This window comes from Escherichia albertii (assembly GCF_028622335.1).
Lineage (GTDB): Bacteria > Pseudomonadota > Gammaproteobacteria > Enterobacterales > Enterobacteriaceae > Escherichia > Escherichia albertii.
On record NZ_CP117568.1, the window covers coordinates 2,613,063 to 2,639,732 of the forward strand.

At 53.1% G+C, this 26,670-nt stretch carries 29 protein-coding genes; 22 read left to right on the forward strand and 7 right to left on the reverse strand.

Annotation, left to right across the window (positions count from 1 at the left end; translation table 11 throughout):
• Positions 1 to 145: 145 nt before the first annotated feature.
• Positions 146 to 742: a 16S rRNA (guanine(966)-N(2))-methyltransferase gene (rsmD, locus tag PS053_RS12760; protein ID WP_059215211.1), complete on the forward strand. Its 597-nt coding sequence runs from the start codon at positions 146 to 148 to the stop codon at positions 740 to 742.
• Positions 732 to 1,001, forward strand: a complete 270-nt coding sequence (locus PS053_RS12765; protein WP_001329804.1) for a DUF1145 family protein — start codon at positions 732 to 734, stop codon at positions 999 to 1,001. The genes rsmD and PS053_RS12765 overlap by 11 nt, the downstream gene beginning before the upstream one ends.
• A 2-nt stretch (positions 1,002 to 1,003) precedes the next feature.
• Here the strand turns inward: PS053_RS12765 and PS053_RS12770 are convergent, their stop codons facing one another.
• Entirely contained in the window at positions 1,004 to 1,363 is a 360-nt protein-coding gene (locus tag PS053_RS12770) for a DUF2500 domain-containing protein (RefSeq protein ID WP_256879197.1), read from the reverse strand.
• A 140-nt stretch (positions 1,364 to 1,503) separates the two neighbouring features.
• Here PS053_RS12770 and PS053_RS12775 point away from each other — a divergent pair, with 140 nt between their 5' ends.
• The 3 genes from PS053_RS12775 (at position 1,504) to PS053_RS12785 (ending at position 5,012) form a co-directional block, all read left to right on the forward strand.
• Positions 1,504 to 2,130 carry a lysoplasmalogenase gene (locus tag PS053_RS12775; protein WP_000964705.1) on the forward strand — a complete coding sequence of 209 codons (627 nt, stop codon included), beginning with the start codon at positions 1,504 to 1,506 and terminating at the stop codon, positions 2,128 to 2,130.
• 73 nt (positions 2,131 to 2,203) lie between these two features.
• Positions 2,204 to 4,405: a Zn(II)/Cd(II)/Pb(II) translocating P-type ATPase ZntA gene (gene zntA / locus PS053_RS12780; protein WP_256879198.1), complete on the forward strand. Its 2,202-nt coding sequence runs from the start codon at positions 2,204 to 2,206 to the stop codon at positions 4,403 to 4,405.
• A gap of 109 nt (positions 4,406 to 4,514) precedes the next feature.
• Positions 4,515 to 5,012, forward strand: a complete 498-nt coding sequence (locus tag PS053_RS12785; protein WP_000973633.1) for a DUF2004 domain-containing protein — start codon at positions 4,515 to 4,517, stop codon at positions 5,010 to 5,012.
• A gap of 59 nt (positions 5,013 to 5,071) precedes the next feature.
• On the opposite strand, the gene PS053_RS12790 is transcribed toward PS053_RS12785, so the two are convergent.
• Together PS053_RS12790 and tusA are read right to left on the reverse strand one after the other, a co-directional pair.
• Positions 5,072 to 5,380, reverse strand: a complete 309-nt coding sequence (locus PS053_RS12790; protein ID WP_000385053.1) for a hypothetical protein — start codon at positions 5,378 to 5,380, stop codon at positions 5,072 to 5,074.
• A gap of 237 nt (positions 5,381 to 5,617) precedes the next feature.
• Complete coding sequence (gene tusA / locus PS053_RS12795) at positions 5,618 to 5,863, reverse strand: sulfurtransferase TusA (RefSeq protein ID WP_000130623.1); 246 nt, start codon at positions 5,861 to 5,863, stop codon at positions 5,618 to 5,620.
• 219 nt (positions 5,864 to 6,082) lie between these two features.
• Between tusA and PS053_RS12800 the strand changes: the two genes are divergently transcribed.
• On the forward strand, positions 6,083 to 6,748 hold the full coding sequence (locus tag PS053_RS12800) for a 7-cyano-7-deazaguanine/7-aminomethyl-7-deazaguanine transporter (RefSeq protein WP_000991080.1): 666 nt from the start codon (positions 6,083 to 6,085) through the stop codon (positions 6,746 to 6,748).
• A 73-nt stretch (positions 6,749 to 6,821) separates the two neighbouring features.
• Entirely contained in the window at positions 6,822 to 7,379 is a 558-nt protein-coding gene (gene dcrB, locus PS053_RS12805) for a phage sensitivity protein DcrB (protein ID WP_001245288.1), read from the forward strand.
• A gap of 3 nt (positions 7,380 to 7,382) precedes the next feature.
• On the opposite strand, the gene PS053_RS12810 is transcribed toward dcrB, so the two are convergent.
• Positions 7,383 to 8,633 (reverse strand): MFS transporter, encoded by a 1,251-nt coding sequence (locus tag PS053_RS12810; RefSeq protein WP_002460255.1) that lies wholly within the window; start codon positions 8,631 to 8,633, stop codon positions 7,383 to 7,385.
• A gap of 98 nt (positions 8,634 to 8,731) precedes the next feature.
• Here PS053_RS12810 and PS053_RS12815 point away from each other — a divergent pair, with 98 nt between their 5' ends.
• From PS053_RS12815 to PS053_RS12885, 15 genes are all read left to right on the forward strand, one after another.
• Positions 8,732 to 9,781, forward strand: coding sequence for an AI-2E family transporter (locus tag PS053_RS12815; protein ID WP_002460257.1), 1,050 nt, complete (start codon positions 8,732 to 8,734; stop codon positions 9,779 to 9,781).
• A gap of 54 nt (positions 9,782 to 9,835) precedes the next feature.
• The gene (gene acpT / locus PS053_RS12820; protein WP_256879199.1) at positions 9,836 to 10,423 is read left to right on the forward strand and encodes a 4'-phosphopantetheinyl transferase AcpT; all 588 of its coding nucleotides are present in this window, start codon (positions 9,836 to 9,838) and stop codon (positions 10,421 to 10,423) included.
• A gap of 110 nt (positions 10,424 to 10,533) precedes the next feature.
• On the forward strand, positions 10,534 to 12,108 hold the full coding sequence (gene nikA / locus PS053_RS12825) for a nickel ABC transporter substrate-binding protein (RefSeq protein WP_256879200.1): 1,575 nt from the start codon (positions 10,534 to 10,536) through the stop codon (positions 12,106 to 12,108).
• Positions 12,108 to 13,052, forward strand: coding sequence for a nickel ABC transporter permease subunit NikB (nikB, locus tag PS053_RS12830; protein WP_000947070.1), 945 nt, complete (start codon positions 12,108 to 12,110; stop codon positions 13,050 to 13,052). The genes nikA and nikB overlap by 1 nt, the downstream gene beginning before the upstream one ends.
• On the forward strand, positions 13,049 to 13,882 hold the full coding sequence (gene nikC, locus PS053_RS12835; protein ID WP_098401838.1) for a nickel ABC transporter permease subunit NikC: 834 nt from the start codon (positions 13,049 to 13,051) through the stop codon (positions 13,880 to 13,882). Before nikB ends, nikC begins: the two co-directional genes overlap by 4 nt.
• Positions 13,882 to 14,646, forward strand: a complete 765-nt coding sequence (nikD, locus tag PS053_RS12840; RefSeq protein WP_059215203.1) for a nickel import ATP-binding protein NikD — start codon at positions 13,882 to 13,884, stop codon at positions 14,644 to 14,646. The genes nikC and nikD overlap by 1 nt, the downstream gene beginning before the upstream one ends.
• Complete coding sequence (gene nikE, locus PS053_RS12845; RefSeq protein WP_025238150.1) at positions 14,643 to 15,449, forward strand: nickel import ATP-binding protein NikE; 807 nt, start codon at positions 14,643 to 14,645, stop codon at positions 15,447 to 15,449. The genes nikD and nikE overlap by 4 nt, the downstream gene beginning before the upstream one ends.
• Positions 15,450 to 15,454: 5 nt before the next feature.
• Entirely contained in the window at positions 15,455 to 15,856 is a 402-nt protein-coding gene (gene nikR, locus PS053_RS12850; protein WP_001190062.1) for a nickel-responsive transcriptional regulator NikR, read from the forward strand.
• A 198-nt stretch (positions 15,857 to 16,054) separates the two neighbouring features.
• Positions 16,055 to 16,801: a GntR family transcriptional regulator gene (locus PS053_RS12855; RefSeq protein WP_256879201.1), complete on the forward strand. Its 747-nt coding sequence runs from the start codon at positions 16,055 to 16,057 to the stop codon at positions 16,799 to 16,801.
• A 23-nt stretch (positions 16,802 to 16,824) separates the two neighbouring features.
• Positions 16,825 to 17,298, forward strand: coding sequence for a PTS sugar transporter subunit IIA (locus PS053_RS12860; RefSeq protein ID WP_059228496.1), 474 nt, complete (start codon positions 16,825 to 16,827; stop codon positions 17,296 to 17,298).
• A complete protein-coding gene (locus tag PS053_RS12865; RefSeq protein ID WP_000084020.1) occupies positions 17,295 to 17,576 on the forward strand; it encodes a PTS sugar transporter subunit IIB in 282 nt (93 codons plus the stop codon). The genes PS053_RS12860 and PS053_RS12865 overlap by 4 nt, the downstream gene beginning before the upstream one ends.
• Before the next feature lie 76 nt (positions 17,577 to 17,652).
• Positions 17,653 to 19,014, forward strand: a complete 1,362-nt coding sequence (locus tag PS053_RS12870; RefSeq protein WP_000997817.1) for a PTS galactitol transporter subunit IIC — start codon at positions 17,653 to 17,655, stop codon at positions 19,012 to 19,014.
• On the forward strand, positions 19,004 to 20,512 hold the full coding sequence (locus PS053_RS12875) for an FGGY-family carbohydrate kinase (RefSeq protein WP_256879202.1): 1,509 nt from the start codon (positions 19,004 to 19,006) through the stop codon (positions 20,510 to 20,512). Before PS053_RS12870 ends, PS053_RS12875 begins: the two co-directional genes overlap by 11 nt.
• Entirely contained in the window at positions 20,502 to 20,771 is a 270-nt protein-coding gene (locus PS053_RS12880; RefSeq protein ID WP_000949583.1) for an HPr family phosphocarrier protein, read from the forward strand. Before PS053_RS12875 ends, PS053_RS12880 begins: the two co-directional genes overlap by 11 nt.
• A 30-nt stretch (positions 20,772 to 20,801) precedes the next feature.
• Complete coding sequence (locus PS053_RS12885) at positions 20,802 to 21,653, forward strand: class II aldolase (RefSeq protein ID WP_001131787.1); 852 nt, start codon at positions 20,802 to 20,804, stop codon at positions 21,651 to 21,653.
• Between the two features lie 90 nt (positions 21,654 to 21,743).
• On the opposite strand, the gene PS053_RS12890 is transcribed toward PS053_RS12885, so the two are convergent.
• The 3 genes from PS053_RS12890 to PS053_RS12900 are packed head-to-tail and all read right to left on the reverse strand — an operon-like array spanning position 21,744 to position 26,667.
• The gene (locus PS053_RS12890) at positions 21,744 to 22,868 is read right to left on the reverse strand and encodes an ABC transporter permease (protein WP_059239458.1); all 1,125 of its coding nucleotides are present in this window, start codon (positions 22,866 to 22,868) and stop codon (positions 21,744 to 21,746) included.
• Complete coding sequence (gene rbbA, locus PS053_RS12895; RefSeq protein WP_256879203.1) at positions 22,868 to 25,603, reverse strand: ribosome-associated ATPase/putative transporter RbbA; 2,736 nt, start codon at positions 25,601 to 25,603, stop codon at positions 22,868 to 22,870. The genes PS053_RS12890 and rbbA overlap by 1 nt, the downstream gene beginning before the upstream one ends.
• Positions 25,600 to 26,667 (reverse strand): HlyD family secretion protein, encoded by a 1,068-nt coding sequence (locus tag PS053_RS12900; protein WP_137646962.1) that lies wholly within the window; start codon positions 26,665 to 26,667, stop codon positions 25,600 to 25,602. The genes rbbA and PS053_RS12900 overlap by 4 nt, the downstream gene beginning before the upstream one ends.
• Positions 26,668 to 26,670 lie beyond the last annotated feature (3 nt).

The window sequence follows — 26,670 nt, forward strand, 5'->3', positions numbered from 1 at the left end:
TACACTCCTCGCTGTTGCTTCATGGCACAGCGTTAACGACGCTATGTACATAGCAGCTATAAAAATGATGAAATAGTCTATCACTTAACTTAATTCACATCACCGCCTGCAAGTATGTGTTAACAGGCGGATTGAGCAAATTGTCATGAAAAAACCGAATCATTCCGGCAGCGGCCAAATCCGCATTATTGGCGGTCAGTGGCGAGGCCGTAAACTCCCGGTTCCGAATAGCCCTGGTCTGCGCCCCACCACCGATCGCGTACGTGAAACGCTGTTTAACTGGCTGGCGCCAGTCATTGTTGATGCGCAATGTCTGGATTGTTTCGCCGGCAGCGGCGCACTGGGGCTGGAAGCCTTGTCGCGCTACGCTGCGGGGGCTACGCTGATTGAGATGGAGCGCACAGTTTCTCAGCAGTTAATCAAAAATCTGGCGACGCTGAAAGCAGGCAATGCACGCGTGGTGAACAGTAATGCGATGTCATTCCTGGCGCAAAAAGGTACGCCGCATAATATCGTATTTGTCGATCCGCCATTCCGTCGTGGCTTGTTAGAAGAGACGATTAATTTACTGGAAGATAACGGCTGGCTGGCTGACGAAGCCTGGATTTATGTCGAAAGCGAAGTCGAAAACGGTCTGCCCACCGTTCCGGCAAACTGGTCGTTATATCGCGAAAAAGTGGCGGGTCAGGTTGCTTATCGCCTGTATCAACGTGAAACACAAGGAGAAAGTGATGCTGATTAATATTGGACGCTTGTTAATGCTCTGCGTATGGGGATTTTTAATCCTTAATATTTTTCAGCCCTTCCCACGCCCGCTGAATATTTTCGTTAATGTGGCGCTGATTTTTACCGTGCTGATGCATGGTATGCAACTGGCGTTGTTGCAATCGACCTTACCGAAAGATGGCCCGCAGATGACGACCGCCGAAAAGGTGCGTATTTTCCTTTTCGGCGTGTTTGAACTGTTGATCTGGCAGAAGAAATTTAAAGTTAAAAAATAGCGTTATTGCTCACCAACAAAGCTGACAAAGCGCGTTCCTTTATAGCTCAGCGTACCTTTCTCCCCCACCGTCAGGGCGTGGTACTGCTGAGCATCAAGGCGGAAGGTCTGCTCCAGTCCGCCGCTTTGCGGTTTGAAACTTGCCTCATAGCGCATGCTGGTTCCAGCCGGAGTGACCTCCTGCTGACGCGAACGGCGATCGTTAATCGGTTTTTCCCGCTTGTTGCTCACCACCACCAGCTTTTGCTGGAGCGGAGCCATATCATTATCAGCTTTTTCCCGTCGCTGCTGCATAAAGCGAAACGATGCAGCGACAATAATTAAGCCAATGATAACAATAAAGAAAAGAGGTGATTTACTCATCGTTATCCCTCATCGGAAAATGAGGAAATAAGCATACCCTGCCAGTTATGGTGTTGTCATCCGTCCACCCTCGCCACTAAACTGGAAGCAAGACCGTAAGCATTCCGCTTACGAAAAAATAACGAATTCAAGGAACTAAGATGCTTTGGTCGTTTATCGCTGTCTGTCTTTCCGCATGGCTATCTGTGGATGCATCGTATCGTGGGCCGGCCTGGCAACGCTGGGTATTTAAGCCATTAACTCTTCTTCTCCTGTTGTTGCTGGCCTGGCAAGCGCCAATGTTTGACGCTATCGGCTATCTGGTGCTGGCGGGGCTGTGCGCGTCATTGTTGGGCGATGCCTTAACCCTGTTACCACGCCAGCGCCTGATGTACGCCATCGGCGCGTTTTTCCTCTCCCACCTGCTGTACACCATCTATTTCGCCAGCCAGATGACATTCTCTTTTTTCTGGCCGCTACCGTTGGTGCTGCTAATACTGGGAGCGCTGTTGCTGGCGATTATCTGGACGCGTCTGGAAGAGTTCCGTTGGCCTATCTGTACTTTTGTCGGCATGACGCTGGTGATGGTGTGGCTGGCAGGCGAGCTATGGTTCTTCCGCCCGACCGCTCCGGCACTCTCTGCCTTCATGGGTACGGCGCTACTGTTTATCAGTAACGTTGTCTGGCTGGGTAGCCATTATCGCCGCCGCTTCCGTGCGGATAATGCGATTACCGCAGCGTGCTACTTTGCTGGTCATTTCCTCATCGTCCGCTCACTGTATCTCTGATAAAACTTGACTCTGGAGTCGGCTCCAGAGTGTATTCTTCGGTTAATGAGAAAATACTTAACCGGAGGATGCCATGTCGACTCCCGACCATCACGGCAAAAAAGCCCCTCAATTTGCCACGTTCAAACCGCTAACCACGGCACAGAACGCCAATGAATGTTGCTGCGACGGCGCATGTTCCAGCACGCCAACGCTCGCTGAAAACATCTCCGGCACCCGCTATAGCTGGAAAGTCAGCGGTATGGACTGTGCCGCCTGTGCGCGCAAAGTAGAAAATGCCGTGCGCCAGCTTTCTGGCGTGAACCAGGTACAGGTGTTGTTCGCCACCGAAAAACTGGTGGTGGATGCCGACAATGACATTCGCGCCCAGGTTGAATCTGCAGTGCAAAAAGCGGGCTATTCCCTGCGCGATGAACAGACCGCCGAAGAACCGCAAGCATCACGCCTGAAAGAGAATCTGCCGCTGATTACGCTTATTGTGATGATGGTGCTTAGTTGGGGGCTGGAGCAATTTAACCATCCGTTCGGACAACTGGCATTTATCGCCACCACACTGGTTGGTTTGTATCCGATTGCTCGCCAGGCACTGCGGTTAATTAAATCCGGCAGCTACTTTGCCATCGAAACATTGATGAGCGTAGCCGCTATCGGCGCGCTGTTTATTGGAGCAACGGCGGAAGCCGCGATGGTGTTATTGCTGTTTTTGATTGGCGAACGACTGGAAGGTTGGGCCGCCAACCGAGCACGTCAGGGCGTCAGCGCGTTAATGGCGCTGAAACCGGAAACCGCCACACGCCTGCGTAACGGTGAGCGCGAAGAAGTCGCGATTAACAGCCTGCGCCCAGGCGATGTTATCGAAGTTGCGGCGGGCGGGCGTTTGCCTGCCGACGGTAAACTACTCTCGCCATTTGCCAGTTTTGATGAAAGCGCCCTGACCGGCGAGTCCATTCCGGTGGAGCGTGCAACTGGCGATAAGGTTCCTGCGGGCGCCACCAGCGTGGACCGTCTGGTTACCCTGGAAGTGCTGTCAGAACCAGGCGCCAGCGCCATTGACCGCATTCTGAAACTGATTGAAGAAGCCGAAGAACGCCGCGCACCTATTGAACGTTTTATCGACCGTTTCAGCCGCATTTACACGCCAGCGATTATGGCGATCGCCTTGCTGGTAACACTGGTGCCGCCGCTGCTGTTTGCCGCAAGCTGGCAGGAGTGGATTTATAAAGGGCTGACGTTACTGCTGATTGGCTGCCCATGCGCGCTGGTTATCTCCACGCCAGCAGCGATTACCTCCGGGCTGGCGGCTGCGGCGCGTCGTGGCGCGTTGATTAAAGGTGGTGCGGCGCTGGAGCAGTTAGGTCGTGTCACTCAGGTCGCATTTGATAAAACCGGGACGCTGACGGTCGGGAAACCGCGCGTAACCGCGATTCATCCGGCAACGGGCGTTAGCGAATCTGAACTGCTGGCGCTGGCTGCGGCCGTAGAGCAAGGCGCAACGCATCCTCTGGCGCAAGCCATCGTGCGCGAGGCGCAGGTTGCCGGGTTAACCATTCCCGCCGCCGAATCACAACGGGCGCTGGTTGGGTCTGGAATTGAAGCGCAAGTCAACGGCGAGCGCGTACTGATTTGCGCTGCCGGGAAACATCCTGCCGACGCATTCGCCGCATTGATTAACGAACTGGAAAGCGCCGGGCAAACGGTGGTGCTGGTCGTACGCAATTCTCAGGTACTCGGCGTGATTGCCTTGCAGGATACCCTGCGTGCCGATGCCGCGACGGCCATCAGTGAACTGAATGCGCTGGGCGTCAAAGGAGTAATCCTCACTGGCGATAATCCACGCGCAGCGGCAGCGATTGCCGGGGAACTGGGACTGGAATTTAAAGCCGGATTATTGCCGGAAGATAAAGTCAAAGCGGTAACGGCGTCGAATCAGCGCGCACCGTTGGCGATGGTGGGTGACGGCATTAACGACGCACCAGCCATGAAAGCCGCTGCCATTGGGATTGCAATGGGTAGTGGTACAGACGTGGCGCTGGAAACTGCTGACGCGGCATTGACGCATAACCACCTGCGCGGCCTGGTGCAAATGATTGAACTGGCGCGTGCCACTCACGCCAACATCCGCCAGAACATCACCATTGCGCTGGGGTTGAAAGGCATTTTCCTCGTCACGACGCTTTTAGGGATGACCGGCCTGTGGCTGGCAGTGCTGGCAGACACGGGGGCGACAGTGCTGGTAACGGCGAATGCGTTAAGATTGTTGCGTAAAAAGAGCTAATCTTTTCGGATTGCTGCCATCCTGACCATGATATACGGTGAGTCCTGCGAAGTTATCGAATACGGACTTCGCGGGATCTCACTAAATAACATATAAATGGAATCAATGGATGATGATTACGTTACATTCAAAGTACTGTGGAAGGCTCGATGTTGATGAGTCAGAAGGATTCGCGGAATACGTAACCGTTGCGCTTAACAATGAGAAACGCACTGTCTGGCTAAATATTTTTGGCGATGTTCTACCAAATACCCCGGTCGATAAAGTTATTGCCCTGCTGGATAGTCTCCCTGCATGTACTGAAGTTATCCGCAATGTACTTACCCAAAAGAAAGGAACAAATGTGTTTGTTGATGAGTTTATTGAATTTCATTTAGATGAACTCGATACTGAAACACTGCAATCGCTTAATATAACCCCACCTACACACGAGGCTTGTGCTAACCAACTTACTTTACGTGGCGTCCATATGTGGATAGCAGCCCCTGCCCCCGGTACGTTAAAAATGACGCTGGATTATGGAGTACCAGAGGATGTCTCGGATGAGTTATTAGTATTTAACTTCGACGAGCATGGTGAATTACTGGATATTACCTGGGAAAGTTAAGCCTTTTGCCGCCGGGATTCCCTCGGCGGCACTTCTGGAATCATTTCCGTATACCAGGCTTAGTGCTGGGCCGGGAAAGGCGGCATGGTAAGGAAAGCATAATATAGCGCTAACATCAGAATGACAGAGATAACACTGAATGCAGCAACCAGGCGGGATGCTAATAATGGTCTTTTGAACATCAACCATAGTGCATAAGCCAACCCGACGCCGTTAAGTAAAGGTAAAAAAATCATTAGCCAGGGTTCCCCCCAGGCAAGTAACCCCAACCATCCCGCCACGACGATAAAAACAGGGAGCAGCCAATTGGGGGTGAACATCGCGATTAATCCCAGCAATGCCAGACAAACTGGAATTAAATAATCCATTTCTGTATTCCATTACACTTATTTGCCGGATGCGGCGTAAACGCCTTATCCGTCCTACACAGAGCATCGAACTCGTAGGCCTGATAAGACGCGGCAGCGTCGCATCAGGCATTGCGCACCGTATCGCCGGATGCGGCGTGAACGCCTTATCCGTCCTACAAACCGATTGCAAGCCGCAATATTGAGCGCGATCGGTCCCCCTCGCCCCCTGAGAAGAGGAACTTGCGGTGATCCACCTTAACCCGATTTGCGAATCAAATAACGATAAGGCAGTCCGTCCGTCTCTTTAGCAACCAGTTCGTGTTCCATAAAGGTACAAAACCCAGGAATATCGCGGGTCGTCGCCGGATCGTCAGCAATAATCAGCAATGTTTCGCCAGGCTGCATATTGCGCACGGTTTTGCGCACCATCATCACCGGTTCCGGGCAACGCAGGCCAAGCGCATCAAGAGTATGGTCGGGACTGGAAAAGAGATCGGTCATTTTCTTCTCATCATATAAAAAAACGGCGCTAGTTTACGCCCTGTGAGTCTGTAAGCAAACCAGGTTAACGATTGCGTGAAAATTAACCATTGCATTGTCAACGTAAAGCAGTATCATGCGGCGGCTCGAAAAAGGGTAAGCACGTTATTCTATTAAGATAATAGACGTGTCGTACGTATTGGGTTCCCTCACCCCAATGGTTAATCAAAAAGGTACAATATGAACGCTTTCTCACAAACTCAGCGCTATAAGGCGTTGTTCTGGTTATCGTTATTTCACCTGCTGGTGATTACCTCCAGTAACTATCTGGTTCAGCTTCCCGTCTCCATTTTTGGTTTTCACACTACCTGGGGCGCATTTAGCTTTCCGTTTATTTTTCTTGCTACCGACCTGACCGTGCGTATTTTTGGCGCACCGCTGGCTCGTCGCATCATCTTTGCGGTAATGATCCCCGCACTGCTGATCTCCTACGTTATCTCATCGCTGTTTTATATGGGTTCATGGCAGGGATTCGGCGCGCTCGCCCACTTCAACCTGTTTGTTGCCCGTATCGCTACCGCCAGCTTCATGGCCTACGCGCTGGGACAGATCCTCGACGTGCACGTCTTTAACCGCCTGCGCCAGAGTCGCCACTGGTGGCTGGCGCCGACGGCTTCCACACTGTTTGGTAACGTCAGCGACACGCTGGCCTTCTTCTTCATTGCGTTCTGGCGCAGCCCGGATGCCTTTATGGCTGAACACTGGATGGAAATCGCGCTGGTCGATTACTGTTTCAAAGTGTTAATCAGCATTGTTTTCTTCCTGCCAATGTATGGCGTATTACTCAATATGCTATTGAAAAGACTGGCAGATAAATCCGAAATCAACGCTTTGCAGGCGAGTTAAAGGTTCGTTATCAGAGTTGTGATAAGATGGATGAATGAGCCGTTATGGCCGTTTATCGATAAGGAAGAAGTCAATGCGCAATCTGGTTAAATATGTCGGAATTGGCCTGCTGGTTATGGGGCTTGCGGCCTGTGATGATAAAGACACTAACGCTACTGCGGAGGGTACTGTCGCGGAAAGTAACGCTGTCGGGAATCCCGTCAACCTGCTTGATGGCAAGTTGAGTTTCTCGCTGCCAGCGGATATGACCGACCAGAGCGGTAAGCTGGGAACGCAGGCCAATAACATGCACGTCTGGTCAGACGCCACTGGGCAGAAAGCAGTGATTGTCATTATGGGCGATGATCCGAAAGAAGATCTGGCGGTGCTGGCGAAACGTCTGGAAGACCAGCAACGTAGCCGCGATCCACAACTGCAAGTAGTGACCAACAAAGCCATTGAGCTGAAAGGTCATAAAATGCAGCAATTAGACAGCATTATCTCTGCGAAAGGCCAGACGGCGTACTCTTCCGTCATTCTGGGTAACGTGGGCAATCAACTGCTGACCATGCAAATCACGCTGCCTGCTGACAATCAGCAAAAAGCGCAGACTACCGCAGAAAACATCATTAATACGCTGGTTATTCAGTAATTTTTAGGATGATGAGACGGCCTCAGGAACTTCCACCGGAGGCCGTTTTTTTAATCGCCACGCCAGCAATAGCGCGATTGCCACCAGCCCCGCCGCCGACAGATAAATCACCGACACGCCTGCCCAACTCATCACCAGCCCAGCCAACGGCCCAGTGACGCCCAACGATAAATCCATAAACACGGTATAGGTTGCCAGCGCCGCCCCCTGATTCTGTTGCGGAACGGCTTTTACCGCCACTACGCCCAATGCCGGGAATACCAGCGAAAAACCCGCCCCCGCCAGTAAGACACCGATTTTCGCCATCCACGGCAAGGTCGCCACACCGACCAGCAGCAGGCCGATAATCTCAACGCTAAAGCAGAGCATCGCCACGTTTAAGCCGCCGATGCGATTAATACCGTTAGGGAATAACAGCCGCGTACCGACAAACGCACAGCTAAACAGCGTCAGCGCGAAGGCCGCACCGTCCCAACCTTTCGCGTCATAAAACAGCGTGATAAAGGTGGCGATGACGCCAAACCCGGCGGAAGCCAGTGCCAGCGCCATGCCGTATAACCAGACGCGCCCAAGCACTGCACGAAACGGCAGTGGTTTGCCTTTGCTGGCTTTTACCGTTGGACGCGGGATCGCCAACAGAATGGCAACCAGCGCCACGCCCATAATGATTAACGCCAGCGCCTGCAAACCGCCCCAGTGATAAAACAGCACGCCCAACGGTGCGCCCATCGCCATCGCCCCATAAGTGACAATACCGTTCCACGAAATCACCCGCCCGATATGCAACGAACCAACCACGCCAACGCCCCACAGCGTTGATCCCGTTCCGGCAAAACTTTGACCAATCCCCAGAATCACGCGACCCAGACAAAGGAGTAACAGACTGATAATCGGTAGACTGGCGGTTAACCCAGCCAGAAGATATCCCAGGCCACTTAAAAAACAGCCGCACAAGCCAAAGACAACAATCTTTTTTGGCCCCAGCAAATCGGCATAACGCCCGGCATGAGGACGGCTCAGTAAGGTAGCGAAATATTGCAGACTGATAACCAGCCCCGCCCAGAAAGCGCTAAAGCCCATCACATCATGGACATAGCCCGGCAATACGGCGAGCGGCAACCCGATAGTCAGATAGCTGGCGAAGTTAAACATGACGATGGAGACAATGCGTAGGTTAAGGCGCAATCCGTTTAGCGCAGGTTCGGCAACGGGTTCAGGCATGAGGATCACCACATTTTTGCAACAGTGTTTCATTTTTACCACGGGTTAGCGTGAAAATCAGCAGTAAGAATCAGAATATCGCTGGCGTGACTCCCGCTACACTTAATAGCAAAAGCCACAAGGAAGCCCCGATGGATACTCCTCAACCCGATAAAACGGGTATGCATATTCTGCTGAAACTGGCCTCTCTGGTGGTGATCCTCGCGGGTATTCACGCTGCGGCAGATATCATTGTGCAATTGTTACTGGCGCTCTTTTTCGCCATCATTCTCAACCCTCTGGTCAACTGGTTTATTCGTCGAGGAGTCCGACGCCCCATCGCCATTACCATCGTGGTAGTGGTGATGCTAATCGCACTCACCGCGCTGGTTGGCGTGCTGGCGGCATCGTTTAACGAATTTATCTCTATGCTGCCGAAATTTAATCAGGAGCTGACACGTAAACTCTTTAAATTACAGGAGATATTGCCTTTCCTTAACCTACATATGTCACCGGAAAAGCTGCTTCAGCGAATGGACTCAGAAAAGCTGGTAACGTTCACCACGGCATTAATGACCGGGCTTTCTGGCGCCATGGCGAGTGTGCTCCTGCTGGTGATGACCGTAGTATTTATGCTGTTTGAAGTACGCCACGTTCCTTACAAAATGCGCTTTGCGTTGAATAATCCGCAGATCCACATCGCTGGACTGCATCGCGCATTAAAAGGCGTTTCGCATTATCTGGCTTTAAAGACGCTACTCAGTTTATGGACAGGCGTGATCGTCTGGCTGGGGCTGGCGCTGATGGGCGTACAGTTCGCGTTGATGTGGGCGGTGCTGGCATTTTTACTCAACTATGTTCCCAATATCGGCGCGGTACTCTCCGCCGTACCGCCAATGATTCAGGTACTGCTGTTTAATGGCGTTTATGAATGCATTCTGGTCGGTGCGCTATTTTTAGTTGTCCATATGGTTATCGGCAATATTTTAGAACCACGGATGATGGGCCATCGGCTGGGGATGTCCACTCTGGTGGTATTTCTTTCATTGTTGATTTGGGGATGGCTGCTCGGTCCGGTCGGAATGCTGCTCTCGGTGCCATTAACCAGCGTCTGTAAAATCTGGATGGAAACCACGAAAGGCGGCAGCAAACTGGCGATTTTACTGGGGCCAGGCAGACCGAAAAGTCGGTTACCGGGATGAGGCGACAAGTGTTACGATACGCACTTTCATTTTCCATTAAACGTTGGCCCTGATATGTATCGGATAGTTCTGGGGAAAGTTTCGACCCTAAGCGCAGCTCCACTGTCACCAGCTTTACGTGAGCAAGTACCGCAAGGTCCACGACGCGAACGCTGGCTGGCGGGACGCGCGTTACTTTCTCGCGCACTTTCGCCACTGCCGGACATTATCTACGGTGAACAAGGCAAACCTGCATTCACGCCGGACACCCCACTCTGGTTCAACTTAAGCCATAGCGGTGACGATATCGCCCTGCTGTTGAGTGATGAAGGGGAAGTCGGCTGCGATATCGAAGTGATTCGCCCACGCGCAAACTGGCGCTGGCTGGCAAACGCGGTATTCAGTCTCGGGGAACACGCTGAAATGGATGCCGCACATCCAGACCAACAACTGGAAGTATTCTGGCGCATCTGGACTCGCAAAGAAGCCATCGTTAAACAGCGCGGCGGCAGCGCCTGGCAAATCGTCAGCGTAGACAGCACCTATCAATCCTCGCTGTCGGTCAGCCATTGTCAGATTGAAAATTTAAGTCTGGCGATCTGCACACCTACTCCCTTTACGCTCACCGCCGATAGTGTGCAATGGATCGATTCAGTTAACTGATCCGCCCATCCGACTGCCCATCTATTGATCCAGAACAGGTTATCAGTATGACGAATAATTAAAATCGTCATACTCATTTCCGCCATCTATTTTAATCCATTGGGGTTACCATGTTCTCCACACTCCGCCGCACTTTATTTGCGCTGCTGGCTTGTGCGTCTTTTATCGTCCATGCCGCTGCACCAGATGAAATCACCACCGCCTGGCCGGTAAACGTCGGGCCATTAAACCCGCACCTTTACACGCCTAACCAGATGTTCGCTCAGAGCATGGTTTATGAACCACTGGTGAAATACCAGGCAGACGGTTCGGTGATCCCGTGGCTGGCAAAAAGCTGGACCCATTCGCAAGATGGTAAAACCTGGACCTTCACCCTGCGTGATGGCGTGAAATTCTCCAACGGCGAGCCGTTCGATGCCGAGGCCACAGCAGAAAACTTCCGCGCGGTGCTCGATAATCGTCAGCGTCACGCCTGGCTGGAACTGGCAAATCAGATTATTGATGCCAAAGCACTCAGTAAAAACGAGCTGCAAATCACGCTGAAAAGTGCTTACTACCCATTCTTGCAAGAACTTGCCCTACCGCGTCCTTTCCGCTTTATCGCCCCGTCACAATTTAAAAATCACGAAACCATGAACGGGATAAAAGCGCCGATTGGCACCGGACCGTGGGTTTTGCAGGAATCGAAACTGAATCAATACGATGTCTTTATCCGTAACGAAAACTACTGGGGTGAAAAACCTGCGATTAAAAAGATCACTTTCAAAGTGATCCCAGACCCGACTACCCGCGCGGTGGCGTTTGAAACTGGCGATATCGACCTGCTGTACGGAAACGAAGGGTTATTACCGCTCGATACCTTCGCCCGCTTTAGCCAGAACCCGGCTTACCACACTCAACTGTCACAGCCGATCGAAACCGTTATGCTGGCGCTCAATACCGCCAAAGCCCCCACCAACGAGCTGGCAGTACGTGAAGCTCTTAATTACGCGGTGAACAAAAAATCGCTTATTGATAACGCGTTGTATGGCACCCAGCAGGTCGCCGACACTCTGTTTGCCCCTTCAGTGCCTTACGCTAATCTCGGCCTGAAACCGCGCCAGTACGATCCGCAGAAAGCGAAAGCGTTGCTGGAAAAAGCAGGCTGGACATTGCCAGCAGGCAAAGATATCCGCGAGAAAAATGGTCAGCCGCTGCGCATTGAATTGTCGTTTATCGGCACCGATGCGTTAAGCAAATCAATGGCGGAAATCATTCAGGCTGATATGCGCCAGATTGGCGCGGATGTCACGCTAATCGGCGAAGAAGAGAGCAGTATCTACGCGCGTCAGCGCGACGGGCGTTTTGGCATGATTTTCCACCGTACCTGGGGCGCGCCGTACGATCCCCACGCCTTCCTGAGTTCGATGCGCGTACCGTCGCACGCCGACTTCCAGGCACAGCAAGGATTAGCCGACAAGCCGCTGATTGATAAAGAGATCGGCGAAGTGCTGGCGACCCATGACGAAACGCAACGTCAGGCGCTGTATCGCGACATTCTGACCCGTCTGCATGACGAGGCGGTTTATCTGCCTATCAGCTACATCTCAATGATGGTGGTATCAAAACCGGAACTGGGCAACATCCCCTATGCGCCGATCGCCACCGAAATCCCGTTCGAACAGATTAAACCGGTGAAACCTTAATGTTGCGTTACGTATTACGCCGCTTTCTGCTGCTGATCCCGATGGTGCTCGCCGCCTCGGTGATCATCTTTTTGATGCTGCGCCTCGGCACCGGTGACCCGGCGCTCGATTATCTGCGTCTGTCTAACCTGCCGCCGACGCCGGAAATGCTGGCTTCTACCCGCACCATGCTGGGGCTGGATCAGCCGCTATACGTACAGTACGGCACTTGGCTGTGGAAGGCGTTGCATCTTGATTTTGGTATCTCATTCGCCAGCCAACGCCCGGTGCTGGACGATATGCTGAACTTCCTGCCCGCAACGCTGGAGCTGGCGGGTGCGGCGCTGGTGTTAATTCTCCTCACCTCCGTGCCGCTCGGCATCTGGGCGGCGCGCCATCGCGATCGCCTGCCCGATTTCGCCGTCCGTTTCATCGCGTTTCTCGGCGTATCGATGCCTAACTTCTGGCTGGCGTTTTTGCTGGTGATGGCGTTTTCAGTGTATCTGCAATGGCTGCCCGCGATGGGTTACGGCGGCTGGCAGCACATCATTTTACCTGCGGTTTCCATCGCCTTTATGTCGCTGGCGATAAACGCTCGCCTGTTGCGCGCCAGTATGCTGGACGTCGCCGGTCAGCGTCATGTCACCTGGGCGCGGCTACGCGGTCTGAGCGACAAACAGACCGAACGCCGCCATATTCTGCGCAATGCCTCGCTGCCGATGATCACCGCCGTGGGGATGCACATTGGCGAACTGATCGGCGGGACAATGATTATCGAAAACATCTTTGCCTGGCCGGGCGTCGGGCGCTATGCGGTGTCGGCGATTTTTAACCGTGACTATCCGGTGATCCAGTGCTTTACGCTGATGATGGTGGTGGTTTTTGTGGTCTGTAATTTGATTGTTGATTTGCTCAACGCCGCGCTGGACCCGCGCATTCGTCGTCATGAAGGAGCGCACGCGTGAACTTTTTCCTCTCTTCCCGCTGGTCGGTACGCCTGGCGCTGATCATTATCGCTCTGCTGGCGCTGATTGCGCTCACCAGCCAGTGGTGGCTGCCGTATGACCCTCAGGCTATTGATTTGCCGTCGCGCCTGCTCTCGCCGGATGCGCAGCACTGGCTGGGCACCGATCATTTAGGGCGCGATATTTTCTCGCGGCTGATGGCAGCGACCCGCGTGTCGCTCGGCTCGGTAATGGCCTGCCTGCTGTTGGTGCTGACATTAGGGCTGATTATTGGCGGCAGCGCCGGGCTGATTGGCGGGCGCGTTGATCAGGCCACCATGCGCGTCGCGGATATGTTTATGACCTTCCCAACCTCGATTTTGTCGTTCTTTATGGTCGGCGTGCTCGGCACCGGGCTGACTAACGTGATTATCGCCATCGCCCTGTCGCACTGGGCGTGGTATGCGCGTATGGTGCGAAGCCTGGTGATTTCACTGCGTCAGCGCGAGTTTGTGCTGGCATCGCGGCTGTCCGGCGCGGGCCATGTGCGGGTATTTGTTGACCATCTGGCAGGCGCAGTGATCCCCTCGTTGCTGGTACTGGCAACGCTGGATATCGGTCATATGATGCTACACGTCGCGGGGATGTCCTTCCTCGGCCTCGGCGTGACCGCGCCGACCGCCGAATGGGGCGTGATGATTAACGACGCGCGTCAGTATATCTGGACCCAGCCGCTGCAAATGTTCTGGCCGGGGCTGGCGCTGTTTATCAGCGTAATGGCTTTTAACCTGGTGGGTGACGCCCTGCGCGATCATCTGGACCCTCATCTGGCGACGGAGCACGCACACTAATGCCGCAACAGATTGAACTCCGTAATATCGCGCTACAGGCCGCGCAACCGCTAGTGCACGGCGTATCATTAACGCTGAAACGTGGGCGCGTGTTGGCATTAGTCGGCGGCAGCGGCAGCGGGAAATCATTAACCTGCGCCGCGACGCTGGGCATTCTGCCCGCAGGCGTTCGCCAGACGGCAGGGGAAATTTTAGCCGATGGCAAACCGGTTTCCCCCTGCACCCTGCGCGGCATCAAAATTGCCACCATCATGCAGAACCCGCGCAGCGCCTTTAATCCGCTGCATACCATGCTCACCCACGCGCGGGAAACCTGCCTGGCGTTAGGGAAACCCGCCGATGACGCTACGCTTACCGCCGCCATAGAAGCCGTGGGGCTGGAAAACGCCGCGCGCGTGCTGAAGCTGTACCCGTTCGAGATGAGCGGCGGCATGTTGCAGCGGATGATGATTGCGATGGCGGTGCTGTGTGAATCACCGTTTATCATCGCCGACGAACCGACCACAGACCTTGACGTAGTAGCGCAGGCGCGCATCCTCGATCTGCTGGAAAGCATTATGCAAAAACAAGCGCCGGGGATGTTGCTGGTCACTCATGATATGGGCGTGGTAGCCCGTCTGGCGGACGACGTGGCGGTAATGTCGCACGGTAAGATTGTCGAACAGGGCGATGTCGAAACGCTGTTTAACGCACCGCAACATCCGGTGACGCGCAGCCTGGTTTCCGCTCACCTCGCCCTCTATGGTATGGAGCTGGCATCATGACTTTACTTAACGTCTCCGACCTTTCGCACCACTACGCACACGGCGGATTCAGTGGTAAACATCAGCACCAGGCGGTGCTGAAAAATGTCTCCCTGACTCTGAAAAGCGGTGAAACCGTCGCCCTGCTGGGGCGCAGCGGCTGCGGAAAAAGCACCCTCGCGCGGCTATTGGTCGGCTTAGAATCGCCCTCACAGGGCAATATTAGCTGGCGCGGCGAACCACTGGCGAAACTCAATCGCGCGCAACGTAAAGCGTTCCGCCGTGATATTCAGATGGTATTTCAGGACTCTATCAGCGCCGTTAACCCGCGTAAAACTGTGCGCGAGATCCTGCGTGAACCGATGCGCCACCTGTTATCGCTGAAAAAATCCGAACAACTGGCGCGCGCCAGCGAAATGCTGAAGGCGGTCGATCTCGACGATAGCGTGCTCGACAAACGCCCACCGCAGTTAAGCGGCGGTCAGCTCCAGCGCGTCTGCCTGGCGCGCGCGCTGGCGGTCGAACCGAAACTACTGATTCTGGATGAAGCCGTTTCTAACCTTGACCTCGTATTACAGGCGGGCGTCATTCGTCTGCTGAAAAAGCTGCAACAGCAATTTGGCACCGCCTGCCTGTTCATCACCCACGACTTACGTCTGGTGGAACGTTTTTGCCAGCGAGTGATGGTCATGGACAACGGGCAAATTGTCGAAACGCAAGCGGTGGGAGACAAATTAACCTTTTCCTCTGACGCCGGACGTGTGCTACAAAACGCGGTATTACCCGCATTCCCCGTGCGCCGTCGCGCCACAAAAAAGGTTTAACGCAAATGCAACGAGTCACCATCACGCTTGATGACGATTTACTGGAGACACTGGACAGCCTGAGCCAGCGTCGTGGTTATAACAACCGTTCCGAAGCGATCCGCGATATTCTGCGTAGCGCCCTGGCCCAGGAGGCCACCCAGCAACACGGCACGCAAGGCTTCGCGGTGCTTTCTTATGTGTATGAACACGAAAAACGCGACTTAGCCAGCCGTATCGTCTCCACACAGCACCATCACCACGATCTCTCGGTCGCCACGCTACATGTGCATATTAATCACGACGACTGTCTGGAAATCGCCGTGCTGAAGGGCGACATGGGCGACGTGCAGCATTTTGCCGATGACGTTATCGCCCAGCGCGGCGTGCGGCACGGGCATTTGCAGTGCTTACCGAAGGAAGATTAACTCCTCCCTACGCGCCGTAATTTTCTGGCGGCGCGGTAAAATCCTGCCGAATATCGACTTCCATCACATTTTTTTGATCACGATTAGGTCCCCCAAAATGTGAGACGCTTCGATCCTCTTTTTCGCCTGTTCACCTACTATACGCTTGAAGTTGTCCATGATTGTCCATGGACAACTGTAAATGTTCAGGTGCGCGCCATGAAATCATTAAGTAAATCGTCCCAAATACCGCTCTATCAACAAGTGGTGGAATGGATAAGAGAAAGTATTTATACCGGGGATCTGGTGGAAGACGATCGCATTCCCTCGGAATACCAGATTATGGATATGCTGGAAGTGAGCCGGGGAACGGTTAAAAAAGCGGTCGATCAACTGGTAAAAGAAGGCATATTAATACAAGTCCAGGGGAAAGGAACATTTGTTAAAAAAGAGAACGTGGCGTATCCGCTGGGCGAAGGATTATTGTCATTCGCAGAGTCACTGGAAAGCCAAAAAATAAATTTTACAACTGAGGTCATTACGTCACGTATTGAACCAGCAAACCGTTATGTGGCAGAGAAATTAAGAATAGCGCCAGGACAAGATATTCTTTATCTCGAACGTTTACGTTCTATTGGTGATGAAAAAGCAATGCTAATTGAAAACCGAATAAATATTGAGTTATGCCCCGGCATCGTAGAAGTCGATTTTAATCAACATAATTTATTTCCCACAATTGAAAATTTGTCACAAAGAAAAATTCGTTACTCAGAAAGCCGCTATGCCGCGCGATTAATTGGTAATGAACGCGGTCATTTTTTAGATATCAGTGAAGATGCGCCCGTTTTGCATCTGGAGCAATTGGTCTTTTTCTCCCGAGGGTTGCCTGTTGAATTTGGTAACGTGTGGCTAAAAGGTAATAAATATTACCTTGGCACCGTACTGCAACGCCGGGAAGTCAGCTAACCACCTTTTTAATGAGAAATGAAATGCAAGGAATACAGTTTCAGGAAAATTTTATTCAACGATTTCCGGCAGGGTTAAGCGTTGAACAGATCATTCGTCAGTTAGCGCAACCGTTGGTTGCCGCCGAACTGGTGGTCCCTGATTTTGCCGATCATGTACTGGAACGTGAGGCGACATATCCTACAGGGCTGCCCACTGAACCGCCCTGCGTCGCCATTCCACACACGGATCATAAACATGTCAGACACAATGCAATTGCCGTCGGTATCCTGCCGGAACCGATAGAGTTTGCCGATATGGGCGGCGATCCTGACCCCGTACCTGTCAGGGTGATTTTTTTGCTCGCCTTAAGCGAAAGTAATAAACAATTAAATGCCCTGGGCTGGATTATGGAGATGATTCAGGATACGCCCTTTATGTGCGCCCTGCTTACGATGGAAACAACAGAAATACACACAGTAATCTTAAACAAAATGAAAGAACGAGGTGAAATATGAGTCAAACCATTTTATTTGTCTGCGCCACGGGTATTGCCACATCGACGGCGGTAACAGAAAAAGTTATGGAATATTGCAAAGAGCACGGTCTTAACGTCAATTATTCCCAAACCAACGTTGCCTCTTTACCCGGAAATACCGACGGCGTAGCACTGGTTGTTTCAACGACTAAAGTGCCTTATGAACTCGACGTGCCGGTGGTTAATGGCTTGCCAATTATTACAGGGATTGGCGAAGAGAAAGTGCTGGCGCAAATTATTTCTATCCTTAAAAAGTAATTAATAATAATTAATTTCAACACACTCCATCAGGCGCTAACGCGAGGTGCGCTCTCGCCTGAAAAAGAGGTTTATTATGAACGATATCGCGCATACCCTCTATAATATTGTGCAATATATATTGGGATTTGGCCCGACGGTAATGTTACCGCTGGTATTATTTATTCTTGCTCTCTGTTTTAAAGTAAAACCCGCTAAAGCCTTACGCTCATCATTAACTGTTGGCATTGGCTTTGTCGGCATTTATGCCATTTTTGATATCCTTACCAGTAACGTCGGGCCGGCGGCTCAGGCGATGGTGGAACGTACCGGGATTAATTTACCGGTGGTAGATTTAGGCTGGCCGCCGCTTTCTGCTATTACCTGGGGGTCACCCATTGCCCCGTTTGTTATTCCTCTGACCATTCTGATTAACGTCGCAATGCTGGCGTTAAATAAAACTCGCACCGTCGATGTAGATATGTGGAACTACTGGCATTTTGCCCTTGCCGGTACGCTGGTTTATTACAGCACCGGCAGCCTGTTCTTTGGTTTGCTGGCAGCGGCAATTGCTGCGGTGGTGGTGCTGAAGCTCGCCGACTGGTCTGCGCCACTGGTACAAAAATACTTTGGCCTGGAAGGGATCTCATTGCCGACGCTCTCTTCGGTGGTGTTCTTCCCGGTCGGTCTGCTGGTCGACAAAATCATCGACCATATCCCTGGCCTCAACCGCATTCATATCGACCCGGAAACCGTGCAGAAAAAGTTTGGCATTTTCGGCGAACCGATGATGGTCGGTACCATTCTGGGCATTCTGCTCGGCGTAATTGCCGGATACGATTTCAAAAAAGTCTTGCTTCTTGGCATCAGTATTGGCGGTGTGATGTTCATCCTGCCACGCATGGTTCGCATCCTGATGGAAGGTTTATTACCGCTGTCTGAAGCCATTAAAAAGTATCTCAACGCCAAATACCCTGACCGTGACGATCTTTATATTGGTCTGGATATCGCCGTTGCCGTAGGTAACCCGGCAATTATCTCCACCGCCCTGCTGCTGACGCCAATCTCGGTCTTTATCGCTTTTGTTCTTCCGGGTAATAAAGTCCTGCCGCTTGGCGACCTTGCCAACCTGGCGGTAATGGCGTCGATGATCGCTTTAGCCAGCCGTGGCAATATTTTCCGCACCGTTCTTGCCGCGATCCCGGTGATTATTGCCGACCTGTGGATTGCCACCAAAATCGCGCCGTTTATTACCGGAATGGCGAAAGACGTTAATTTCAAATTTGCCGAAGGTTCCAGCGGCCAGGTTTCCAGTTTCCTTGATGGCGGTAACCCGTTCCGCTTCTGGCTGCTGGAAATCTTCAACGGCAATATCATCGCCATTGGTCTGGTACCGATTATCGCCCTGGTACTGTATGGCATTTTCCGAATGACGCGGAGCACGGTTTATGCCAGATAACAGCACAACTATCGTTATCGATATTGGCACCACCAATTGCAAAGTCACCTGTTTTTCCTGCCGGGACGCAACGACGTTAGGTGCGTTCAAATTCGCAACGGCAAAACAGATCTCCCCACAGGGGGATGTCGATTTCGATATCGACGCCCTCTGGCAAGAGGTCCGTCAGGCGATAACGCAACTGAACGCCGCTTCGCCGCTGCCGGTCAGGCGGATCAGCATTGCCAGTTTTGGCGAATCAGGCGTGTTCCTTGACGAACACGGCGAGATCCTGACGCCAATGCTGGCATGGTATGACCGTCGCGGTGAAGAGTATCTGGCAACACTTAGCGAGGCAGACAGTGCGGCACTTTATGACATCTGCGGGCTACCGCTACACAGCAATTACTCTGCCTTCAAAATGCGTTGGTTACTGGAGCATTACCCGCTGCGTAATCGCCGCGGCCTGCGCTGGCTACATGCCCCTGAAGTGCTGCTCTGGCGACTAACTGGCGAACAACGTACGGATATCACCTTAGCCAGCCGTACACTGTGTCTGGACGTGCGCAAAGGTGAATGGTCAGCGAAAGCAGCGGCATTGTTACATATCCCCTGTTCGGCATTTGCGCCATTAGTGCAACCAGGTGAACACGCCGGATGGGTCAGCAAGTCACTCTGCAAAACGCTGGGATTCACACAATCGGTCAGCGTGACGCTGGCCGGGCATGACCATATGGTGGGCGCGCGGGCGTTGCAGATGATGCCGGGCGATATCCTTAACTCGACGGGGACCACAGAAGGCATTCTGCAACTGGATACACAACCGACGCTGGATGAACAGGCCAAACGTGACAAGCTGGCAAACGGCTGTTATTCGCTTGCAAACCAGTTCACCCTGTTTGCGTCGCTGCCCGTGGGCGGTTTCGCTCTGGAGTGGCTGCGTAACACGTTCCGGCTAACCGATGAGGAGATCGCCGCATCACTTACTCGCGGACATGCGGATTACCTGGCGGGGAACTGGTCGCTCGATGACATTCCCCTCTTTATTCCACATCTTCGCGGTTCGGGTTCGCCCTATAAAAATCGCCATACCCGTGGATTATTTTATGGGCTTAGCGATACGTTAAATATTGACATGTTAATTGCCAGCGTCTCACTGGGATTAACCATGGAATTTGCCAACTGCTTCGCCTGTTTTAATGTGCCTGGCACCAGCGCGTTAAAAGTAATCGGCCCGGCAACCCATAATCCCCTTTGGCTGCAATTAAAGGCGGATATTTTACAGCGTCCGGTTGAGGCAATTGCATTTAACGAGGCGGTTTCTGTCGGAGCATTATTAACTGCCGCACCGGATATTCCACCGCCGCAAGTTACCATAGCCCAACGTTTGTTACCGAATCGGGCGAGATACCATCAATTACAGCGTTATCAGCACAAATGGAAAAGCTGGTATCAGTTGAAATTACAGCAAGAAGGCGTGATGCCATTACACCATCGGGAGGAGCACTATGTTGAGTAAAACCGTGGAGGTCAGAAACAGTACTGGCCTGCATGCACGTCCGGCAGCTTGTCTGGTGAAAGCCGCCAAAAAGTTTAGCTGTAAAGTGACGCTGCATTATGAGGGTAATGATATTAATGCCACCAGCATGATGAATATTATGCGCGCCGGAATAAAAGGCGGCAAAACGGTGGAAATACGCTGCGAAGGCGATGATGAAAATGAGGCAATACAAACTCTCACCGCCTTATTTCGTGACCGCTTCGGTGAAGCTGAATAATTAACTGATATTAAAAGATGAGGTTTTCAAATGCCATTAGTTAATGGACGGATACTGCTCGACCGCATTCAGGAAAAACGGGTATTAGCGGGCGCGTTTAATACCACCAATCTGGAGACGACGATTTCAATTTTAAACGCCATTGAGCGTTCAGGATTACCCAACTTCATTCAGATTGCGCCCACCAATGCACAACTCTCGGGATACGATTACATTTATGAAATCGTGAAACGTCACGCCGATAAAATGGATGTTCCGGTCAGTCTTCATCTGGATCACGGGAAAACTCAGGAGGATGTTAAACAGGCGGTGCGCGCGGGCTTTACCTCGGTCATGATTGACGGTGCCGCATTCTCTTTTGAAGAGAATATCGCTTTCACCCAGGAAGCTGTCGATTTCTGTAAATCCTATGGCGTACCGGTTGAAGCGGAGCTGGGGGCGATTCTCGGCAAAGAAGATGATCACGTCAGCGAAGCCGATTGCAAAACGGAACCGGAAAAGGTGAAGACCTTTGTCGAGCGCACCGGTTGCGACATGCTGGCAGTTTCTATTGGCAACGTTCATGGCCTGGACGATATACCGCGTATCGATATCCCCCTGCTGAAGCGCATTGCCGAAGTCTGCCCGGTGCCGCTGGTTATTCACGGCGGCTCCGGTATCGCCCCGGAGATATTGCGCAGCTTTGTTAATTATCGCGTCGCTAAAGTAAATATCGCCAGCGATCTGCGCAAAGCGTTTATCACCGCCGTCGGCAAAGCGTATGTGAATAATCACAACGAGGCGAATCTGGCACGAGTGATGGCATCAGCAAAAAACGCCGTCGAGGAAGATGTGTATAGCAAAATCCTGATGATGAATGAGGGTCATCGGTTGGTTAAGTAAATCCTCGCCGGATGCGGCGTAAAACAACTACAATTCAATAAATTGTACCGATGCGTAGACCCTATAAGCTTACGCATCGGGCAACTGTATTTACGCCATTGTCCCAATCGTCTTCCTGAATCGCAGCAGTGCGATGGTGAAAAACGCGCCGCCAATTGCCATCAACGTCAGGAACTGCGGCCAGACGATTTCGAATCCGGCACCCCGGTAGAGGATGGCCTGCGCAAGGCTAACAAAGTGTGTCGTCGGCATGGTCAGCATAATGTCCTGCACCATCTGCGGCATACTTTCGCGCGGCGTGGAGCCACCGGAAAGCATTTGCAGCGGCAGCAGCACCAGAATCACCAACAGCCCAAGCTGTGGCATCGAACGCGCTATCGTCCCCATAAAAATGCCGATTGACGTAGTGGCAAACAGACTGAGCGCCACGCCCAGCATAAACAGCGGGATAGAGCCTTCTATCGGTACGCCCAGCACGCCTTTTACCATCAGCACCAGCGATAATCCCGATACCACCAGCACCACCAGCCCCATAGACCAGACCTTTGCCATCATGATCTCAAACGGCGTTATCGGCATCACCAGTAAGTGTTCCACCGTGCCGTGTTCACGCTCGCGGATCAGCGCTGATCCGGTCAGCACAATCGCCAGCATGGTAATGTTGTTGATGATCGCCATCACCCCGCCAAACCACGCGGGATCGAGGTTCGGATTAAAGCGCATGCGGGTTTCCAGCGATACCAACGGTTCGCTGTTATCACGGTAGCGCGCGACAAAGCTGTTCACTTCACCGTTGATAATATTCTGGATATAACCGTTGCCAGTGAATGCCTGGCTCATGCGCGTGGCATCGACGTTCACCTGAATATCCGGCTGACGTCCTGCGAGGACATCACGCTGAAAATCAGGCGGAATATTTATCGCGAAGGTATAGCGCCCGGCGTCCAGCCCGGCATCCATCTCATCGGCGGTGATCATCTCCGGGGGCAAAAACCACGGGCGGTAGAAGCTGTTAACGATCCGGTTCGATAACTGCGATTGATCCATATCAGCAATGGCGATCGGCGCGAGGTTCAACGATCCTGGCGTAACGGTCGCTGACGAATACACCGACACCGTAAACGAGAAGACAATCAGCGTCAGCATCGCTTTATCACCGAGCAGACTGCGCAACTCTTTGATACCCAGATTAAAAATATTGCGTAAATGGCGCATCATCCCTCCTGTTTTTTCAGCAGCAGGATGCTTAAGCCCATCACCAGCGGTATGGCTATCAGCAACGGGATAAAAAGTTGCCACAAATCAGTCAGATCCAGCGCTTTCGAGAACGTTCCGCGGGCGATAGTCAGAAAATGACTGGTCGGGTAAACCTCGCCGATCCAACGTCCTGGACCTTCCAGCGAAGCTACCGGATCGATCATCCCGGAAAACTGCGTCGCCGGAATCAGCGTGATAATCGCCGTACCGAAAATGGCGGCAATCTGGCTTTTCATAAAGGTGGAGATCAGTAGCCCCATTCCGGTGGCGATGATGATATACAGCAGCGCCGCCAGAGTAAGCGTCAGGAAACTGCCTTTATGCGGCACGCCAAACACAAACACCGACAAAGCGCAGAGCAGGAAAAAGTTCAGCATCCCCAGCGCAATGTACGGTAGCTGTTTGCCGAGTAAAAATTCGCTGCGGGTAGTGGGGGTCACGTAAAGGTTGATAATCGACCCCAGCTCTTTTTCCCGTACCACGCTAAGGGCGCTTAACATCGACGGAATCATCATCAGCAGAAGCGGAATCACCGCCGGAACAATCGCTGGCAGGCTTTTGACATCCGGGTTGTAGCGATAGCGCGTCTCAATATTCATCAGCCCGCTTTGGCTGGCGGACGTCGATTGTCGGCTCGCCACATCCTGTAACCAGCTCTGGTGCATAGCCTGCACGTAGCCTTTTACCGTTTCGGCGCGGCTCGGCATCGCACCGTCGATCCAGACACCGAGTTCCACGGGCGTACCACGCGCGATATCGCGGCCGAAATTGGGTGGGATCTCAATCGCCACGGTGATATCGCCCGCACGCATCCGGCGATCAAGCTCGTCATAACTGGTGAGCGGCGATTGTTCGATAAAGTAACGGGAACCGGAGAGATTGAGCGTCCACGCCTGACTGCTGACGGTCTGGTCGCGGTCGAGCACCGCAAAGCGCAGGTTTTCCACATCCATACTGATGCCGTAACCCATTATCAGCATCAGGATCACCGTTCCCATCAGCGCCAGCGTCGAACGTACCGGATCGCGGCGCAGTTCCAGTGCTTCGCGGCGACTATAGCTAAACAGACGGCGCAGGCTAAATCCCTGCCGCGGCGCGTGGGTGGTGTCATGTACCACTGGCGGTGCTTCGGCTTCGTTGCTCTGCCCTGCCGCCTCCTGCAAACAGGCGATAAATGCCTCTTCCAGACTGGCAGCTCCGCGTTTCTCAACCAGCTCCTGCGGTGTACCGCTGGCGAGCACTTTTCCGGCGTGCATCAGTGAGATACGGTCGCAGCGTTCCGCTTCGTTCATAAAGTGGGTGGAGATGAAAATGGTCACTTTGTCCTGACGCGACAAATCCACCATCAACTGCCAGAACATATCCCTCGCCACCGGATCGACACCAGAAGTAGGTTCATCGAGGATTAACATTTCCGGGCGATGAATCACCGCCACCGCCAACGAAAGCCGCTGGCGAATGCCGAGCGGCAGCGATTCAGGCAATACATCTTCAACGTCATTGAGCTTAAAACGCTCGCTCATTTCAGCCACTCGCGCGGGAATTTCCGCTTCCGGGATGTGAAACAAACGGGCATGTAACTCCAGGTTTTGCCGCACGGTGAGCTCGTTATACAGCGAAAATGCCTGCGACATATAGCCCACCCGGCGACGCGTATCGATATCTTTTGGATCAACCGGTTGCCCAAACAGCCACGCCTCACCTTCGCTGGCAGGCAACAGTCCGGTGAGCATTTTCATGGTGGTGGATTTACCGCAGCCGTTCGAACCGAGGAAACCAAAAATCTCCCCGCGTGGAATGCGAAAATTGACGTGGTCAACGGCGACAAAGGAACCAAAACGCATGGTCAGATCACGCGCTTCGATGGCAATCTCTGCGTTTTCCGGTTGATACGGTGGGATCACTACCGCCTGATGCGCCTGACGTTGCGCTTGCGGCAACAGATTAATAAACGCTTCTTCCAGCGTGGCACTTTGCGTTTGCTGCCGCAGTTCTTCGGCGCTACCGGTCGCCAGCACTTCTCCGGCATTCATCGCTACCAGCCAGTCGAAGCGTTCCGCTTCTTCCATATAGGCGGTGGCGACCAGCACACTCATGTTGCTTTGTCGCTGGCGAATGCTGTCGATCAGCTCCCAGAACTGGGCGCGGGAGAGCGGGTCGACCCCCGTTGTTGGCTCATCAAGAATCAACAGTTCCGGGTCGTGGATTAACGCACAGCACAACCCAAGTTTTTGCTTCATCCCGCCGGAGAGTTTCCCGGCCGGGCGATCGCGAAACGGTGCTAACCCAGTGCTGGTCAGCAGCTCATTAATTCGAACTTCCCGCTCCGCTTTGTCGTGACCGAACAGGCGGGCGAAAAAATCGACGTTTTCATACACCGACAAGGTGTGGTAGAGATTTTTGCCTAGCCCTTGCGGCATCCAGGCAATACGCGGACAGACATCGCGGCGATGCTTTGGGTCACGCATATCGCCCCCCAGCACCATCACATTACCTTGCTCAATGACGCGGGCGCCAGAAATCAACGCCAACAAACTCGACTTCCCGACGCCGTCCGGGCCAATCAGCCCGACCATGCGGCGGGCCGGAATATCAAGGGTAATATTGTCCAGCGCAACGTTTTTTCCATAATGCAGGCTCACCCCCGCCAGTTGCGCGACTGGCGGAGCGGAAGCCCGTTCCAGATACGTCATTGCGGCAACCTCACTGCCAGGCCTTCAGGCCACGGAAGTTGTTCGTTCACCCGTACCCACGCCACGCCCGGCAAGCCCGTTTTGACATATTCCAGGTGTTGCTGAAGTAATTCCGGTGGAATACGCGCTTTAACGCGAAACATCAGTTTCAGCCGTTCATCGCTGGTTTCAACGGTTTTTGGCGTGAACTGGGCAACGCTGGCGACAAAACTGATGGTCGCAGGAATACGCAGATCTGGCGCGGCATCGAGGATCAGCCGGGCTTCGCCGCCCAGTTTCAGCGTGCCCGCCTGTTCGGTTGGCAGGAAGAAGGTCATATAGACGTCGCTGAGATCGACCATATTCAGCACCCGACCGCCTGCCGCCAGCACTTCGCCTGGCTCGGCAACCCGATACTGCACGCGTCCGTCACGCGGGGCTTTCAGTTCGCTGTCATCGATATCTGCGACAATGCGCCGTTCAGTGGCTTGCGCGGCTTCGACGCGCGTTTGCGCCTGAATGATATTGGTACGTGCCGCTTCTATCGCCGCTTTAGAGGCCGAAACCTGAGCTTTTGCCGATTCCAGCGCAGCACGAGCACTTTCGGCAGCGGCGCGATCGTCATCCAGTTGTTGCGCAGAAATCGCCCCTCGTTGGGCCAGCGAGCGAGAACGCGTATGACGTTTGGCTACGGAGTCCAGTTCGGCCTGGCGTTGATTCACCAGCGACTGTGCGGCGCGAGTTTCGCTTTGCCGCTGTTCCAGCAAAGCCTGCGCGGCAGCAACGGCGCTTTGGGCTTCTTTAATTTGCGCGATAGCTTCCAGTCGCTGCTCCTGCAACACGCGAGTATCCATCTTCGCCAGCACTTCACCTTCACGAACAAACTGACCTTCTTTCACCAGAATCGTGTCGATACGCCCGGCAATTTTGCTGGCGATATCCACTTCCGTTGCTTCAATGCGTCCATTACTGACAGCAAAGCCTTCCGGCACACCTGCCGGACGCAACAGCCACCACGCCACAACGGCAGCCACCGCCAGTAACCCGACAACCCACCACGCCAGATGGCGCTTACTCTTATCCATAAT